Here is a 16,985-nt window from a genome sequence, read left to right on the forward strand (position 1 = left end):
CGATTTCGCTTTCTGGCTTCGTTTCTCCTCAGTCGCAGAGCCCTGGCTATGCTCCTTCGTCGTGCCTCGCCAGAAAGCGAAATCGCCTCCAGCAAAACCGGAATTTATTTTTGCACAGACCCTTAGGACGAAACCCGTTTTCATGAGGCGGCAAGTTAGGAAGGAAGCGTTGGAGTGACAAGCAAGATGAAACGATCGCGGTGCAGTCGGTCGCCTCTCAGTTCTTGCATGTGGAACACCGGCGTTGTGGGGCAGGCTTTTCCTGCCTCCCGGTTCAGGGGACTTTCCAGTCCCCATCGGCGCCGCTCGCGAAACGGAGCTGGAAAGCTCCGTGAACCCGCAGGCTCGAAAGCCTGCGCTACTTCGCCCGAAGACAGGGATGCAAAAACTGGGCCGAGAGGCAGCCAAACTCTTGTCTCTGGCATCGATACTGCTAAAAATCGGCCTGGTGAAGCTGCTCTATCTCTCCATCCCATGGAATACGTCCGCCCCGACACGCAACTGAGCCGGCTCCTGGATTATTGCCGCGAGCGGGAGGCCACCGACCTCCACGGCCAGGCCGAGCGGCCTTACACCATCCGCGTCCACGGCAACCTGCTGCGCGTCCCGATTGAATTGTCCCCGGCCCCCACCCCTGAGGAACTTGGCGCGTTGCTGCGGGAGAATTTCTCATCGGAACTCTGCGCCCGGATCGAAAAGGCGGCCGAACTTGATCTGAGCTTCTACTACGGCGATCAGCGTTACCGCGCCAATTTCAGCAAACAGAAAGGCCGGCAATCGTTTTCCTTCCGTATCGTGCCGCAGCAGCGGCTGAAGCTGAGCGACCTGCAATTGCCCGATTCCCTGAAGGATCTCGTCAAGGAACCTCGCGGCCTCGTCCTGGCCACCGGCCCGACCGGCCAGGGCAAGAGCACGACGTTGCGCGCGTTGCTCCAGGAAATCAACGAGACCCGCCCGGCGCGAATCATCACGATCGAAGATCCGATCGAATACGTCTTCGAGGATTGCCTGGCGCAGTTCGAGCAGCGCGAGGTCGGGATTGACACGGCGTCGTTCGCCGACGGCATCCGCAACGCCATGCGCCAGGACCCGAACGTCATTTTCATCGGCGAAATTCGCGACCGGGAAAGCATCTTCACCGCCATGCAAGCCGCGGAGACCGGCCACCTCGTGTTGACGACGCTGCACGCGGACACGGTGGCGCAAGCGATCGGGCGCATCCGCGAGTATTATCCGGCCTCCGAGCAAGCGGGCATCAGCAGTCTGCTTGCCCGAAACGTCAACTCGATTCTTTGCCAGCGGCTCATCCCGAACGTCCACGGAACCCGCACGCCATGCCTGGAAATTCTGCGGCGCGACGCGGGCATTCAGGAAGCGATTCGCGCGAACCATCTGGAGCTGTTGACCGGGATCATCGAGGTTTCCGTGAACCAGGGCATGCACACGTTCGACCAATACCTGAGCGAACTGCTCGCCGCCGGCGTCATTTCACGGGAAACCGCGTTGCACTACGCGGTCAACAAGCACAAACTGGAAATGAGCCTGCGCGGCATCGTCACGCATACGCCGATCTTGAAGCCGGATGAATAGACAGGACCTGGCACCGAACGACTGGTGTTGAACTAACCTGTGAAAACGAGAGTTGCATTGGGATTTCTCCCTCTCTTCCCTGCGAAGGGAGGAGAGGGTCGGGGAGAGGAGGGCGGTCGCTATGGGTGGCCCCTCTCCTCGGTCCTCTCCCCACTCGTGCCTTGCGGGGAGAGGAAGAAGATTCTAACTGCCCCCCTCGCTGGGTTCAGACGCAGTTAAGCCAGTGGCGCCGGTTCATGGCGCATTGGCACACTTGCACTTGAAACACATGACACAGTTCGTGGCCCGATGTTAGTTTTGCTCAGAATCATCTTCGGCGCAGCGCTGTTCTACGGCCTCGTAACCACGCGCCGCTATGCTGGAGAGCATCCCGAATCCGGGGACGTGATGGGCGCGTTCAACCTCGCGGTGTGCGTGATTCTCGCGGTGATCAACGCCCTCCTCTGGGCGCCCTATTTCGGCGCCAAGATCGCCGAACCGCTCACCGGTGTCATCACCCAGAGCACCTACGTCGAGCGGAAGAACTATTTGCTGCGTTTGCTGCGCTGGGTTCAAGACCGGGGCTGGCGGCGCTTGACGCTCCTGCTGGCCTTCCTGGAAGGCGTTCATCATCCGGAACAGCCCGCGGCCTTTGTGATGGGGTTGAAGAACGCGCGCCGCGGGTCCTGGTTGGAGAAAGTCTTCGCCCGGGAAGTCTTCCGTTTCGACAATGCGCAGAATTGCGTTTTGGCGTTCGAGACCTTGCGGCGGCACGGGATCGACCCGCGTCCGCACCGCAATCCGGAGGTGAACATGCTCCTGATTTCCGTGGAACGCTCGGTCCAGCCCGACCCCGTCAAAGTCAGCGTCCGGCCCGCGCCGCCGCCGCCCGAACCCAAGCGCGACCCACGGATTCGCCTCTTTGATCCGAAGGAAGGTCCACGCGCAAGCTAACAGAAGAACAACAATTCAAAGGTAACAGGAGCAAACGGAGAACACGGAGCAAAGAAACTTTCTGGAACCGAGCGCCAGCCCTTTCACCGATTTAACTCATCTAACTCATTTAACTCATTTAACCCCTTTGACGCTGCAACATTGTAACGTTTTGACGCTGCAGCGAATCCGATCTCGTCGCGGAGTATGTTTCACATCTTGCACAAACTGGTGCTCGTGGTCTTCTACGGCTTGCTCGCCGCGTTGGGGGCGTTGCTCTACCAGAAACGCTCCGTTCTCCACCCGGCGGTCGATTACTATCAAGCCTGGCAGATCAGCCGCGAGAACCCTGGCCAGGACCGCGAATCGGTTTTGGGCCAGGTTATCAAAGTGACGGGGGAATACGCTTTTCAAATGAGGACCGCCCAGGGTCTCTTGTTCAATTTCCAATTGACCGGCTTCGAGCCGATTGCGGCCACCAACCGTTCGGATGAAGCCGCCGCCGAGTTCAAAGAGCAGTGCAAGTCACGGTTCACCGAATTGATTCTCTCGAACGACGTGCGCGTCGCAGCGACTTTTCTCAGCCCGCTCCGGACCGGGTTGGGCGTGGCGTATCGAGGCGAGACGAACGTCAACGCGGTCCTGGTAGAGGCCGGCCTTGCGCGGCTGAATCGGAATTACCTCAAAGGCCTGGCGCGGGACGAACTTTACGACCTGCTCCGCGCGGAACGAAAAGCCCGAGAGCAGGGGCTAGGCTTGTGGAACGAACAAAAATGAACTGACAGCCTGGGGGCCTCGCGAGTAATTCCTTCCCGTGCATCTGGCTCACCTACGGCTTCGGGACTTCCGCAATTACTCGCGCCTGGATCTCGATTTGTCGCCGGGGTTTCATCTTTTGATCGGGGACAACGCCCAGGGAAAGACGAATATTCTGGAAGCGATCTATCTGCTGGCGACCTTGCGCTCGTTTCGCGGAGTCGGTGGCGCGCAGATCACCCGGCACGATCAGCGCGGTTATTTCGTCGGCGCGCGCGTCATCGGCCCGGACGAGCACGAGATCAAAATGTACTGGTCCGCGCAGCAGCGAAAGCTCAGCCTGGATGGACGCCCGGTGCGAAAGCTGTCGGAATACTTTGGGCTTTTGCGCGCGGTAGTGTTCTGCACGGAGGATTTGCAGTTGGTGAAAGGCGCCGCGAGCCGTCGCCGCCGTTTTCTGGACTTGCTCCTGGCTCAAACCCAGCCCACGTATCTTCCTTTGCTCCAGCGGTACGCCCGGGCCTTGCGCTCCCGCAACGCCTTGCTGAAGCAGCGCCTGTCAGACCCGGCGGCGCTGGAAAGTTTCACACGCGAACTGGTCCTGACCGGGAATCAACTGACTCGATTTCGGCGCGAACTGCTGCCTCGCTTTTCTCCGCTGGCGCGCCTGGCGTATCTGCGGATCGCGGCCGAGGCGGAGGAGTTGCGTCTGGAGTATCAACCCTCCGTCCGGGCGGACTTTGCGGTCGAACTGGCCCAGTCCCGGGCGCGGGAACACGTGCTGCGCTCCACCGTCGTTGGCCCGCATCGCGACGAGCTGCGGTTGGTGCTGGAAGATCGGTTAGCGGCTCAATTTGCCAGCGAAGGCCAGAAGCGGTCGATTGCCATCGCTTTGAAAATGGCCCAGGCGGAATATCTGACCGGCATTCACGGAAGCGCGCCGGTGCTGCTGATCGACGACATCATGGGCGAGTTGGACCCGAAGCGTCGCCGCGGTCTTCTTCCTTTGCTTCGCCGCGCGCACCGCAGCCGGAGCCAGGTTTTCATGACCGTCACAAAGGAAGATTGGCCGGAAGAGCTCGGACGGGACCTCGTGCGGTGGAGCGTCGAGTCCGGGACGGTTTGTCCATTGACGCACCCTGGTTGATTGACTTAACTGAATTTCATGCGATTCACCTGGGCTCTCCTGACAAGCGTATCGCTTCTGCCGGGATGCAAACATGCCAACTCCACGGACACGGCCACGACACCGCCTTCCTGGAACAAACCCAGGCCCGCCCCGGCAAAACGAAACCAGGCCCCAAGGGCGGTCTCAGCGCCAGCCGAGAAATTCCCTCGGGTGACTCCGATCCTGGAGACGAAGGGAACCGTGAAGGCGGTCAATCCAACTTCCGGCTTTGTGGTGATCGATTTTTACCTCAGCAAACTGCCGCAAGTGGGCCAACGCATGAATCTGTACCGGCGCGGCTTGAAGGTCGGCGAGATCAAGATCTCCGGGCCGGAAATGAGCCGCTATATCGCCGCGGACATTGTCGCGGGCGAAGGGCAAGTCGGTGATGAAGCGCGGCCCGATTGAATTCTCCAACCTCTCCTGCCTCCTCTGTCTCGCGATCTTTTGATGCAGATCAAAGCGGGCGCGATCAGCGTTAAGTATCCTTGTGCCGATAACCTTGATACCCGGATTGCTTTTACAGCGATCTCCCTGAGCTGGAATTCCCCGCGATCGGGAGTGATGAATTGGGTTTATTGCAGCGTCCTGTCCCTATCGAAGCGCCGAACAACCACACACATGCACCATCCTTCCTTCTCCATTTCGTTGATCAGTCGTCCCCAAGTGAGCACTCTGGCCGCGCACCCGAATCCGATCCGTTCTCGCTCAAGACCGGCTCGCGACGACCCGAAGGCATGCCTCTGGAGACTCGTCAGACAATCGCGGCAATTCATTTGGTGCGCGACCGGGTTTTTCCTTTTCTGCCAACCGCTGGCGAGCCTGTCTGTTACTCCTATTGGGCGATGAGAGAGCGAGAAGCCTGCTCCACCAACTTGGGGGAACACAATGCTGCTATTTTGGAAGCAGAAGTCGCCGGACTGGAACCATTGAACGCCGACCAACAGAAAGCGATCGTGAAAGAATTCTTCGAATTGGTTATCTCGGCAAATTCGGCTTTGGCAGGCTTCGTCGAGTACACCCGCGCCGTTCTGGAGAAGGCCGTTGGCGCAGACAAAGCCGCGGCGATTGTCGGCCCGCTGGAAACTGGGCGGACTGAGCGTGCTCCTGAGGGCCGAGCTCCCATGGCAACCGTGGAGCGGATGGGGATGGCGTTACAGGCTGTGAGATCGAAATGGGCCAGGACACAAGCTGAAAGGTCGAAGTTGGAGCTGGACTTCGATCTTGGTCTTGGCGCCGACGCGATCACCGTTGAAGTGTTGAAGGAACTGATCCGTGAGAACCCCGTCAAGATGGGCCGAGCCACTGACGATTGGTTGAGCGGCCTGCTGAAAGACGAACCCAAAACGGAGACGGCTCTATCTCTTCTGCAAAAGCTAGCAGCTCTTTTGATTCTCTCGGACGAAGAATGCGCCAGCATTCTCTTCAAGCATTTCGACGGTCACGAATGCAAACTCGCTGCTGAAGCGATGGTCAAGCTGCCATCAATGACCATTGACCAGCAAAAGGAAGTAATCGAGGAGTTTGCCGCTTTAGCGCCGCTGAAAGAATTCGAGGCGCGGTGTCGAAATCCTCCAGCAAAGCTCGCCTTCTTGCCGAAAGGGGGCGAATTGGAGGAGTTACTGGCTGAGCAGAGGAAGTTGGCAATGGACTTTGGACTTCAAGTGCCGACCGAAAAGATCATCCTCGAAGTGTTGCAGGAGTTGACCCGAGAGAACCCGATGAAAGTAATACAAGCCGCGCGAATCTGGCTGCGCTCAGATCCCTTACTAATCAATTGTCCTTTTGCCGAGGCTCGGTTAAGAATCAGCCCATGAAATCCACCCATGGGATCGCAATGAAATTCCTGACAGTCCTGCTGAGCACCCTCGCGCTCACCACCTGTTCGCAAACCCACGCCGGTGATTGGGTGGTCTATGACGGCAAGGATGGCCCCGGCAAAGGCAAACACATCGTCTTTGTCACCGGCGACGAAGAATATCGCTCCGAAGAAGGCATGCCCATGCTGGCCAAGATTCTCGCGGTCCGGCACGGCTTCAAGTGCACCGTCCTCTTCCCGATCAATCCCGCCGACGGCGCCATTGATCCGAATAACCAGACCAACATCGTCGGGCTGGAGCACCTCAAGTCCGCGGACATGATGGTCCTGTTCACGCGCTTTCGCGAGCCGCCGGATGACCAGATGAAATACTTTGAGGACTTCCTGAAATCCGGCAAACCGATCCTGGGCATCCGTACTTCCACGCACGCGTTCGAGATCAAGCGCAACAAGCAAAGCCGCTATTTGAAGTGGGACTGGCGCAGCAAGGAATGGCCCGGCGGCTTCGGCCAGCAGGTGCTCGGCGACACCTGGATCAGCCATCACGGCAATCACGGCAAGGAAAGCACGCGCGGCGTCATCAATCCGGAGCTGAAAAATCATCCGACCCTGCGCGGCGTCGATGACATCTGGGGCCCGACGGACGTGTACGGCATCATCCATCTGCCCAAAGACACTCAGATCCTGGTGCATGGCCAGGTGCTGGAAGGCATGAATCCGAGCGACAAACCAGTCGTGGGCAAAAAGAACGAGCCGATGATGCCGCTGATCTGGACTCGGAATTACACGGGCGAAAGCGGCAAGACCTCGCGCATTATCGGCGCCACCATCGGCGCTGCGCCGGACCTGGAAAGCGAGGGCTTGCGGCGTTTGTTGGTCAACGCGTGCTATTGGGGCGTGGGTCTGGAAAACAGAATTCCGGCCAAAAGCAACGTCGATTACGTCGGCGAATTCAAGCCCACGTTCTTCGGCTTTGGGAAATTCAAGCGCGGCGTGAAGCCAGCGGATCACGAGCTAAGGTAAAGTCGGGCAGGCATGCATGCAGCAATCCTGCCTGCCCCTGCGAAAAACGGCCAAGCGTCAGGCGAGTTCCAGGGATCCGGAGCTTGTCGAGCCCTGCGGAATGCAATTCCGCGATACGACAGATTGCAAATCTGCGCTACGCCTCTGTTCGCTCTGTTGCCTGCTGTTGGGAAAACAGGAGTGGCAACCTTCAGGCGCTAACTTTGAACTTGGAACCTTAAACTTTGAACTCCCCGCAAGGCCGGCAGGATGCCTGCCCTACTTGGATGCCTCCTTAAACCGGAATGGCGGACGGCTGGTAATGTCCCCGCTGGTGAACGTCGGGCACCAGAATTTCTCCACGTGCGCGACGACCAGATCGGTGCCGGCGAAATGATTCACGAACGGCTTCTTCTCGTGGTTGTACATCGTGTCGGTCAGGTCGCGCATCAACGCCACGTTTTTCCCGACTTTCACCATCTGCCGAATCCCGAACGGACGCCCCAGCACGCACATGTTCAAGTGGACGCCGGTCAGGATCACGTTTTCGATCCCACGCGCTTGCAGCAGATTGTAGGTCTCCTGACCGTTGTCCGTGATTGCGTCCAGCTCGCCGATCTGGATCGTTGCGATTTGCCGGGTCCAGGCGTCGCGGATTTTGCATTTCACCGCGCAATCGCAGCCCATGTCGGAATCATCGATTGGCAAATCCGTTTCTCGCGCCGGGTCGGGCCAGCACCACGTCGTACCCCAGCGTTCGGCAGTGGAAAGCGAGACGGGCGGTTTGACGAAAGGCGCGGCCTGCGCGCGCTTTCGTTGCGGCGTGTCCTGGTAGAAATTCACGACGCTGCTCGGCGCGTGGATGACGAAGACGCCTTTGGCCCGCGCCGCTTTGACCACCTCGTTCAGCGGACCGGCCAATTCCGCAACCCGCGCCGCCGCTGACTTGCACCAGTGATCGTCCCACATGTCACAGATGATGAGGGCGGTCTTCCTGGGATCCCAGGTTGCCTTCTTCTCAGTCATTAGAAACGTGGTCAGTGTTGCAGCCCGCGCCTGGTTTCCAGAATCCAGTGCCGCCTGCGCCCTCACTTGAGATCGCAGGGTGAGTTGCAATTGCGATTCGGCACAATTTGAGGTGGGAGCCATGAAGCACAGCAGGACGATTGAGATCAGGGGCGCGGATGAAAGGATGAAGGGCTTGATCATGCCCTTGCTTTTAGGTCGCGGCCAACGGATGGAAAGCCAAAAATCCATCGCCTCTCGCAACCCTCAGTAAACGTCGGTGGGGCGAGTCTCCTGCCGAGCCTTCGTCTCGGCACGTTGGCTCGCTCGCCCCACTTTCACTTCCGAAAGGTTGTTTTTTGATCCACGGATTTCGGATCGAGAAGCGGTCTTTATCCGTGTGATCCGTGTAATCGGTGGTTGAATCAGGTTCGTGGGGAAAGACCATCGACCGGCGCATTTCGAATGGCTTTGAGTGCTGGGTTGTTCTCCGCGCGGGATGCCTTTCCCCTCTCCCTGAGGGAGGGGACGGGGTGAGGGGGAAAGTGTCGCTCGAAAATCCACGGCGCGGCCTGCCGAGAAGCGCACCTTCACCTCCGTTAGCTCTGTTGCCTCCTGTTGAAATTGCAGGTCCAGTTTCAAAAGCTCGGCGACTCCGCGCCACGCAACGGCTTGTCCTTGGGTTGCATGTCCGGTCCCAGGCCGCCTGGCTTGCGGAAATCCGGCGGCGTGAATTTGCCCGGCTCCAACACCATCTCCAGATTCTTCAGCGGCTTCCCGTCGCGCAGAACCCGGCCGCTGACAGTGGCGCCCTCCGTGAGTTTCAAGTCGTGCGGTTTCCCGCTGGGCAGCCGGAAGAATTTCCGTTTCGCGAACGAGCGCGCTTCCACGGCCACCGTCATCCAATCGGGCGTTCCGGAATTTGTCGCCGCGCTGCCGATTGCAAATCGGCGATACGGCAGAGTGCAACTCTGCGCTACGTCGAAGGCACGCACGCTAAACACATATACCGGCGCCCTCGCCAACCACTTTCCGGCACTTGAGCACACCGCATCGGGGAACGAGCCGACGCGGCAATTTCGACCGGCGAGGCGCCGGTCGAAACACGCGAGGGCGCGTGTGCTCCCCACGGCTGCGTTGCCCAAGTTTTCGACTCAAATTCACGGTTTCTCCCACGTTTCGGGATGTGGTTCGTTGTCGTAGTTCCAGCGGCGGCGAGGTGTTGGCAAGCGCTCGAAGAGTCGGTCCGCACGATTGAATTCCACATGGCCGTCGCAAAAGACAAGATTCAGTCCCGGACGTCCACTCCGGTGGCTGGGCAGGTAACCGCCGGTGTAACGAAACGACTGAACTAGATACTCCTGGTCTGCATAGCGGATGGTATCGCCAATCGCGATCATGTCGCCCGGAGCGCTGATTTCAGGTTCCTTGTGCGGCTTTTCGTCCAGCCCCACTATGCTCCAGCCACCCAGTCCGAGGAGCGGTCTCCCGGTCCCGGAGACCCTGAGATCGGTTCCTCGCGCGTTGTAGGCATAGCTGCGCGCAGGATCACGGAACAGCCCGGGCGGGCTTGGCGCGATGGGATAGGTCGGCCCCCGGTAGCTGGGACACTTGAAGAGAGCGTTCGTCCAGTTGTTCTCCAGATAAGGCTCCACCGACTTGTCCCAGGTGTAGAGCGTCGTCGGTTCCCGAAATACCACCGAGTAGGGATAACGCTCCTGGTCCTGCACATAAAGGATCAACCCCAGGCCAATTTGCCGCAAGTTGCCCTGGCATCGAGCCTGGCGCGCCTTCTCCTTGGCCTTCGAGAGCGCCGGCAAAAGCAAGCTCGCGAGGAGCGCGATGACTGCAATGACGACGAGCAGCTCGGTCAAGGTGAAACCTCGGCTCGATTCCATTGCAGAGAGTGGGGAGCGCACGCGCCCTCGCGTGTTCCGACCGGCGCCTCGCCGGTCGGCCGATCGTCGTCGTGCTTCCGTCATCAAAGGACGAGCCCATCGACCGCACCTGTGTGGTCGGCGAGGGCGCCGACCACGGCACGCGAGGGCGCGTGCGGTCCCCGTGCGATTGAAGGCATGCTCGGCCAGGCTCATTTCTCCCACGTCTCCGGATGCGGTTCGTTGTCAAAGTTCCAGCGACGCCGGGCTGATTCGGCGCGCTGGTACAGGCGAACCATGTGGTTCAACTCGACGTGGCCATCGCAGAAGACGAAGTTCAAGTTTGGATGGTGGCTCGGATAGGGCCAGGAAGTGGACGGAGCGTGATTGTTGATGGCTCGGACGAAATAATCGTTGTCAAATCCCATGGCATCGCCGATGGCGAGCATGTCGCTCGGCGCGCGGATTTCGGATTCCTTGTGCGTGCCGCTGTCGAAGCCGGGGACGAAGAAGCCGCCCAGGCCCAGCACATCAGTACTGCTATTGCGTGTTCCCCACGCATTGTAACCGTAGCTTCCGGCGGGATTGGCCAGACCGGTGCCGCCTGAATTCTTCCTCAGATAAGTCGGCCCGCGATAAGAAGGGCACCGGTAGAGGGCGTTGGTCCAGTTGCCTTGCGTGTAAGGTTCGAGCGGTTTGTCGAAATCGAAGAAGTTAGTTTGAAAGTCGATCACGGTCGTCAGGTAAGGATACCGCTCGTGATCCTGGGCATACATGAGGAGGCCTAAACCGATCTGCCGCAAATTGCCGCGGCATTTCGCTTGCCGCGCCTTTTCCTTGGCCTTCGAGAGCGCTGGCAAAAGCAAGCTCGCCAGCACCGCGATGATCGCGATGACGACGAGCAGTTCGATCAGAGTGAACGCTCGCCCGATTCAGGTCGCAAGGTTGCCATTCGACCGTTGAGATTCGGCGGCAGGTTGCCGCCGAAAACGGGCTGGTAGCCCGTTCCACCCAATGAAGCTGACACCCAAATTGACGCGGATAAATTCCTTCCTATCCGTGCGAAGCCGTGTCCGTGGTTACGTTTCAAATATCTTTGGCCTATCTTAGGGGATTTCGAGGGCGGTCAGGCTGCCCGCGCTCCTTTCGCAACCCTGGGGAATAAATCGCTTGCTCGGCCTCAAAGACGTGGACGGGAAGCCGGTCAAATCGTCGGACTTCGCCGGCAAAGTCGTGATTCTGGATTTTTGGGCCACGTGGTGCGGGCCGTGCCGCCAGGAGATTCCCGGTTTTGTGGAGCTGCAGAAGCAATACGGCAAAGAAGGATTGGTGATCGTGGGAGTTTCGCTGGACGATCAAGGGCCCAAGATCGTGAAGCCCTTCATGAAGAAGTACGAGATCAACTATCCGATCGTCATGGACGATGGCAAGACCGCCGACCTCTTCGGCGGCGTCGAAGCTATTCCGACCACATTCGTGATCGACCGGGAAGGGAAGATCGCGCACAAGCACGTCGGCTACGCGCCCAAGAACCAGTTCGAGAAGGAGATCAAGGCGCTGCTGAAGTAGGTGATCAGTTTCGAGTTTCGGGTTTCCGGTTTCGAGTTGAGAGTTGAGAGCAGGATCGCACTTTCTCCGACTGGAAAGGCTCGGCGGAGCCTCGCCCCACCACTCAACTCTCAACTCAAGCCGCTCTCAACTTTTTCCCCCACTCAAAGAGAACGCTTGCAAAGTCCCGGCGCGCTTGGTTGAGTGCGGACCATTGTGAAGGCGCGTTCAACATTGCGTTGTTTGCGCAGCCTGGGCAAACCCAGCCTGGTGGGACTGCTGTTGTTCCTCTGGGTAAGAACGACGGTCCTCGCCGCATCCCCGGCGCTCCACGCCGAGACTCATCCCGACGCTCAAAGCCCGAAGCATCAGTGCCTCGTCACGCTGCTCGCCCATGGCAAACTGCTCTTCAGCGAGCCGGAGCTCATTCGTGTCCAGCGCGTGGAAGCGATTTGGGTTCAGTCCGCCCATTTCAGTTCGGTCCTGCTTCCGGCGGTGCCGCACCGCCTTTCGTCAAGCCGCGCTCCGCCTGCGGCTGTTTCTTCCCGTCCGTCGGTCGGCTAGCCCTGAGCTGGCCGAAGCATTTCGTTTTGAGTTGCGCTCACGCCGAACGCGTGCGCGCGCATGCAACCTTGGTGAAGAAACATGAACCTGAAGAATCTTTTGGGGTGGTCTTCTGCCCTTTGCCTGAGCGCGATGCCGCTCCAGGCCCAGGAGACAAATCAACTGGAGCAACTGAAAAAGCAGTTGCAGGAAATGCAGCAAAACTTCGAGCGCACTCAGCGCGAGCAGCAGCGCCAGATCGAAGCGCTCAAAAAACAAATCGAGGAATTCCAGAAACCACCGCCCGGCCCCGCGACCGCGCCGCCGCCGTCCGCGCCATCCGGCACCGCCGCAGCGTCCTCAGCAGCCGCGAAACCCTGGTCGCCGAGCGACCCGATCCCTCTCCTGGGCGGCCAGCGGAGTTATCTCAATCTTTCTTTCGATGGACTATTCACCGCCGGCACTTCGACGGCGAAGGAGATCGAAGGATTGACCACAGGCGGTCACGATCCGAAGCAACGTGGTTTCACCGTCCAGAACCTCGAAACCACGCTCGAAGGCAAAGTCGATCCTTATTTCCGAGGTCTGGCGGCGCTCATCATGCAAATCGACCGGGAAGGCGAATCGTTCCTGGAAGTCGAGGAAGCTTATCTGGAATCGATGGCCCTGCCGGCGAATTTGCAGGTCCGCGCCGGACAATTCTTCACCGAGTTCGGGCGCCAGAATCAGTTCCACCCGCACTCGTGGGATTTCGTGGACCAACCGCTGGTGATGGGCCGTTTCCTCGGGGGCGACGGGCTGCGCAGCGCCGGCGCGCGAGTTTCGTGGCTCACGCCCACGCCGTTCTACTCGGAACTCTATTTAACGATTCAAAACAGCCACGGCGAAACGGCGCACAGCTTCCGCAACGAGAATGAAGGCGAACCTTTCTTGGGCCGGCCGAGCGAACCCGGCAGCGTCCGGAACCTGGACGACATGCTTTTCGTGCCGCGCTACGTCGCGTCGTTCAACCTGACGGACTCGCAAACGCTCGTCGCGGGCGCATCGGGCGCCTTCGGCCCCAATGGCACCGGAGGGAACACGGAACTCTTCGGCGTTGATTTGTTCTGGAAGTGGAAATCACCCCGGCACCACGCGGGATTCCCGTTCGTCGCCTGGCAAACCGAGGCCATGTTGCGCCGATTCAAAGCCGGCGCCTTTGCCGAGGACGCCGATGGCGACGGAGTCAACGAACTGGACCTGTCGGGAGAGAGGCTCACCGATTACGGACTGTATTCCCAAATGCTCTACGGATTCCGCAAAGGCTGGATCGCCGGGTTGCGGGGCGACTACGTTTTCCCGGACCGGAAGGGGGAGTATGAGTCCATCGCCGGTCCCGACCCGGACCGCGCCTCGCGCTGGCGTCTTTCGCCGAACCTCACCTGGTATCCCAGCGAATTCTCAAAGCTCCGGCTGCAATACAATTACGACCGGCGCAACACGATGGGCGACGACCATTCTGTCTGGCTGCAGTTTGAGTTCCTGCTGGGAGCGCACGCCGCGCACAAGTTCTAACCGCGAAGGAGAACCGATATGAAAACGAAACTGATTAGACACGGCTCAGACATTCGACATTGGAAGTTCATTCGTCATTCCTTAGAGCGCGTTTTGAAAATGCCTTTTGGGTGGAACAGGCCACTGGCCTGTTGCGGCAGGCTACCAGCCTGCCGCAATGTTCGGCGGCAAGTTGCCGCCGAAAACGGGCTGGCAGCCCGTTCCACCCCTTTTCAAAACACGCTCTTAGCCTTTGCTCTGGCCTTTGCTGCGACCACGGCGCACGCGAAGCTCAACGTCGTGGCCACGCTCCCGGACTTCGGCGCGATCGCCGAGGAAATCGGCGGCGACAAGGTGAAAGTAACCTCCATCGCCCGAGGCACCGAGGATGCCCATTTCGTTGATGCGCGGCCCAGCTTCATCCGCGTGCTCAACCAGGCGGACGTGCTTTTGGAAGGCGGCCTCGATCTAGAAATCGGCTGGCTGCCGCCGCTGCTCAACGCGGCACGCAACGCGAAAATCCTTCACGACGCGCCTGGTCATGTGATCCTCTCGCGCGGGATCACCGTGCTCGAAGTCCCGTCCGGCCCCGTGGACCGCTCGATGGGCGACGTCCATCCGTCGGGCAATCCGCATTGCTGGCTCGATCCGGCAAACGGAAAAGTCATCGCCGCCTCGGCGGCGGCGGCCTTCGCTCGGCTGGACCCGCCGAACGCTGCTTTCTACGAAGCCAACCTGAAAACGTTCAATCAGCGACTGGACGCGAAGCTGGCCGAATGGACGAAACGCATGGAACCTTTGCGCGGCCTCAAGGTCGTCACTTACCACAAATCGTTCAGCTATTTTCTCGAACGATTCGGCCTTGAGTTGGCGGGAACCATCGAGCCGAAACCCGGAATCGAGCCGTCGCCGACCCACATCAACGCGCTTATCCCGCGCGCCAAGGAGGAAGGCGTCAAGCTGGTCCTCGTTGAGCCGTGCCGCCCGCGCAAGACTCCCGAATACGTCGCCGGAAGCATCGGCGCAAAGCTGCTTATCCTTCCCACCAGCGTTGGCGGGAATGCGAAAGTGAAAGACTACATCGACCTGTTCGACTACGATATCGGCCAGATTGTCGAAGCGTTGAAGCCATGAACCGGTAGAGAATCCGCCGCCTGGCAGGGACGCGTTCCACCGCGTCCCTGTTATTGAGTATTCGACCGTGGACATAAAGTCAGGGACGGAGTGGAATCCGTCCCTACCATGTTCATGAAAAGCGTCTTCGCAATCTGTCTCGATGAATATGGATGATCGCGAAGATGCTTTCCTGACTCTGGAAGGGCTGGCGGTTGGCTATGGCCGCCAGCCCGTGCTGGAAAACGTGAACCTTCGTTTCCCGCAAGGCTGCTTCTACGGGCTCTTGGGCGCGAATGGGTCGGGCAAATCCACCTTGATTCGGACGCTCCTCGGCATCATCCCACCGCTGTCCGGGCGCATGGTCTTCAGGCCAATGAACGGCCTCCATCCCGTGCTCGGCTACGTGCCGCAACGCGAATCGCTGGACCCGATCTTTTTGCTTTCGAGCTACGAAGTCGTGTTGATGGGCGTGTGCGGGCGCGTCGGGCCGGGGCGGTTCATCGACAAGAGTGAACGCGCCTGGGCGCATCAATGCCTGGAACAAACCGGCGCCGCGGATTTGAGCGGGAAACAGTTCTCCGAGCTTTCCGGCGGCCAGAAGCAACGCGTGTTGATCGCGCGGGCGCTGGCGACCAAACCGGATTTTCTGCTGTTGGACGAGCCCACGTCCGGCATCGACGTGGCGGTGAAGCAGTCCATCATGGAGTTGCTGCAGCGCATTCACGCCGAGCAACGGCAGACGATCCTCATGGCGAGCCACGACCTGCCGGTGGTGCGGCAATACATCCCGCACGTGATCTGGCTCCGTCCGGGTCAAATCCTCGAAGGCCCGGCCGCGGAATTGCTCGCGCGGGACCAAATGGAAGCGCTCCTCGAACTGGAGATGCGTTGATCGGAAAGGCTGACCACGAAACGCACCAAACACACGAAAGCCCTCGCGCCCTTTCGCGGCAGCCAGTGCCCGGCCGCGGCCTGCTCTTTTCACGGATGCGTGCGCTGCTATCACCAATCCCTTTGGGATTCGAAACGGTAGAATTGGTTGATTCCGAAGTTTTTCCTGATCGTGCAAACTTTGCTCGAAGTTTTTGACCCGGATTTCCTGCTGCACAATTCGGTTTATATCAGCGTGGTCTTCGGGTTGACGTGTCCGCTGGTGGGCGTCTATCTGGTCTTGCGCCGGCTCGTGTTCATGGGGGTCGCGCTGCCGCAGATTTCGTCCTGCGGCATCGCTTTTGCCTTCGCGTTGCAGGGCTGGGGGCTGTTGCCGCACGCGCACGAGACGGCTGGCGAGCATACGCTGGCGTTTTTGGGTTCCACCGTCTTCACCCTCGCGGCCATCGTCCTGTTCTCCTTCCTGGCCCGGCGCGGGCACGGGTCGGTCGAAGCGCGTCTGGGCACGGCTTATGCCCTCGCCGGGGCCTGGAGCGTTCTGTTGCTCGTGAAGAACCCGATCGGCGAACACGGCTTGCTCGATCTGCTGAAAGGCGAAATCATCGCCATCTCCAATTTTGAGCTGGTCCTGACTGCGGCCGCCTTCAGCCTGGTCGCGGCGGCGCTGTTTGTATTTCGGAAAGAATTCCTGCTCGTCTCATTCGATCCGGACATGGCCATCAGCCTGAAGAAGAACGTGCTCCTCTGGGACGCAGGCCTGTTCCTGTTGATCGGGTTGACCATCTCGATCTCCGTGTTGGGGGCGGGACCGCTCGTGACTTTTGGTTTCCTTCTCTTTCCGCCCCTGACGGCTCGCCTGTTCGCGCGGACCATGCGGCAATTCGCGCTGCTGGCCTCCGCGCTGGGCGGCGTGACGGCGCTGACGGGCTTTTGCCTGGCTTACCGTTGGGATCTGCCCGTAGGCGCGACGGACGTGGCCTTGCTCGGGGCGATTTACGCGCTGGGAGCGCTGGCGCGACGGGTCGCCGCGAGGTGGGCGCATGCCTGAATTAAGGCATGAGGACGGTGAATCCGTCGTTTGTTCAGAATTAGCAGCTAGTGATGTGTCTCACAAATGGCTGGAGTTATGTTGCGCCCAAAACGGCCTGGGGCAAGGCGCGACGAGGGAGCATAGCCCCAGTGCTCTGCGACCGAGGAGCAACGCAGCCCCAGACCGTTTTCGGCG

17 protein-coding genes are annotated in these 16,985 nt (G+C 59.6%); 13 read left to right on the forward strand and 4 right to left on the reverse strand.

Translation table 11 applies throughout. From position 1 onward, the window contains the following. The first annotated feature begins 186 nt into the window (after positions 1 to 186). From FJ398_16535 to FJ398_16565, 7 genes are all read left to right on the forward strand, one after another. Positions 187 to 1,590 carry a PilT/PilU family type 4a pilus ATPase gene (locus FJ398_16535; GenBank protein ID MBM3839538.1) on the forward strand — a complete coding sequence of 468 codons (1,404 nt, stop codon included), beginning with the start codon at positions 187 to 189 and terminating at the stop codon, positions 1,588 to 1,590. A 288-nt stretch (positions 1,591 to 1,878) separates the two neighbouring features. Further along, positions 1,879 to 2,523, forward strand: coding sequence for a hypothetical protein (locus tag FJ398_16540; protein ID MBM3839539.1), 645 nt, complete (start codon positions 1,879 to 1,881; stop codon positions 2,521 to 2,523). A 186-nt stretch (positions 2,524 to 2,709) separates the two neighbouring features. After that, positions 2,710 to 3,279 (forward strand): hypothetical protein, encoded by a 570-nt coding sequence (locus FJ398_16545; GenBank protein MBM3839540.1) that lies wholly within the window; start codon positions 2,710 to 2,712, stop codon positions 3,277 to 3,279. A gap of 37 nt (positions 3,280 to 3,316) precedes the next feature. Then, positions 3,317 to 4,405 carry a DNA replication/repair protein RecF gene (locus FJ398_16550; protein ID MBM3839541.1) on the forward strand — a complete coding sequence of 363 codons (1,089 nt, stop codon included), beginning with the start codon at positions 3,317 to 3,319 and terminating at the stop codon, positions 4,403 to 4,405. Between the two features lie 192 nt (positions 4,406 to 4,597). Then, on the forward strand, positions 4,598 to 4,834 hold the full coding sequence (locus FJ398_16555; protein MBM3839542.1) for a hypothetical protein: 237 nt from the start codon (positions 4,598 to 4,600) through the stop codon (positions 4,832 to 4,834). Between the two features lie 329 nt (positions 4,835 to 5,163). Next, a complete protein-coding gene (locus tag FJ398_16560; protein MBM3839543.1) occupies positions 5,164 to 6,243 on the forward strand; it encodes a hypothetical protein in 1,080 nt (359 codons plus the stop codon). Then, positions 6,240 to 7,268: a ThuA domain-containing protein gene (locus tag FJ398_16565; GenBank protein MBM3839544.1), complete on the forward strand. Its 1,029-nt coding sequence runs from the start codon at positions 6,240 to 6,242 to the stop codon at positions 7,266 to 7,268. The genes FJ398_16560 and FJ398_16565 overlap by 4 nt, the downstream gene beginning before the upstream one ends. A gap of 258 nt (positions 7,269 to 7,526) precedes the next feature. Here FJ398_16565 and FJ398_16570 read toward each other — a convergent pair whose 3' ends face one another. From FJ398_16570 to FJ398_16585, 4 genes are all read right to left on the reverse strand, one after another. Further along, positions 7,527 to 8,456 (reverse strand): protein-signal peptide and transmembrane prediction, encoded by a 930-nt coding sequence (locus tag FJ398_16570; protein ID MBM3839545.1) that lies wholly within the window; start codon positions 8,454 to 8,456, stop codon positions 7,527 to 7,529. Positions 8,457 to 8,890: 434 nt separating this feature from the next. Beyond that, positions 8,891 to 9,247 carry a DUF4198 domain-containing protein gene (locus FJ398_16575; protein MBM3839546.1) on the reverse strand — a complete coding sequence of 119 codons (357 nt, stop codon included), beginning with the start codon at positions 9,245 to 9,247 and terminating at the stop codon, positions 8,891 to 8,893. A 165-nt stretch (positions 9,248 to 9,412) separates the two neighbouring features. Continuing rightward, positions 9,413 to 10,345 (reverse strand): DUF1559 domain-containing protein, encoded by a 933-nt coding sequence (locus tag FJ398_16580; protein ID MBM3839547.1) that lies wholly within the window; start codon positions 10,343 to 10,345, stop codon positions 9,413 to 9,415. Next, positions 10,342 to 11,061 carry a DUF1559 domain-containing protein gene (locus tag FJ398_16585; GenBank protein ID MBM3839548.1) on the reverse strand — a complete coding sequence of 240 codons (720 nt, stop codon included), beginning with the start codon at positions 11,059 to 11,061 and terminating at the stop codon, positions 10,342 to 10,344. The genes FJ398_16580 and FJ398_16585 overlap by 4 nt, the downstream gene beginning before the upstream one ends. Positions 11,062 to 11,242: 181 nt before the next feature. On the opposite strand from FJ398_16585, the gene FJ398_16590 reads away from it, so the two are divergent. From FJ398_16590 to FJ398_16615, 6 genes are all read left to right on the forward strand, one after another. After that, positions 11,243 to 11,698 (forward strand): TlpA family protein disulfide reductase, encoded by a 456-nt coding sequence (locus FJ398_16590; GenBank protein MBM3839549.1) that lies wholly within the window; start codon positions 11,243 to 11,245, stop codon positions 11,696 to 11,698. 195 nt (positions 11,699 to 11,893) lie between these two features. Beyond that, the gene (locus tag FJ398_16595; protein MBM3839550.1) at positions 11,894 to 12,241 is read left to right on the forward strand and encodes a hypothetical protein; all 348 of its coding nucleotides are present in this window, start codon (positions 11,894 to 11,896) and stop codon (positions 12,239 to 12,241) included. Between the two features lie 81 nt (positions 12,242 to 12,322). Next, the gene (locus FJ398_16600; protein ID MBM3839551.1) at positions 12,323 to 13,774 is read left to right on the forward strand and encodes a hypothetical protein; all 1,452 of its coding nucleotides are present in this window, start codon (positions 12,323 to 12,325) and stop codon (positions 13,772 to 13,774) included. Between the two features lie 99 nt (positions 13,775 to 13,873). After that, complete coding sequence (locus FJ398_16605; GenBank protein MBM3839552.1) at positions 13,874 to 14,887, forward strand: zinc ABC transporter substrate-binding protein; 1,014 nt, start codon at positions 13,874 to 13,876, stop codon at positions 14,885 to 14,887. 142 nt (positions 14,888 to 15,029) lie between these two features. Then, entirely contained in the window at positions 15,030 to 15,761 is a 732-nt protein-coding gene (locus tag FJ398_16610; protein MBM3839553.1) for a metal ABC transporter ATP-binding protein, read from the forward strand. Positions 15,762 to 15,908: 147 nt separating this feature from the next. After that, on the forward strand, positions 15,909 to 16,808 hold the full coding sequence (locus FJ398_16615) for a metal ABC transporter permease (protein MBM3839554.1): 900 nt from the start codon (positions 15,909 to 15,911) through the stop codon (positions 16,806 to 16,808). Positions 16,809 to 16,985 lie beyond the last annotated feature (177 nt).

It is taken from the genome of Verrucomicrobiota bacterium (genome assembly GCA_016871535.1).
Lineage (GTDB): Bacteria > Verrucomicrobiota > Verrucomicrobiia > Limisphaerales > SIBE01 > VHCZ01.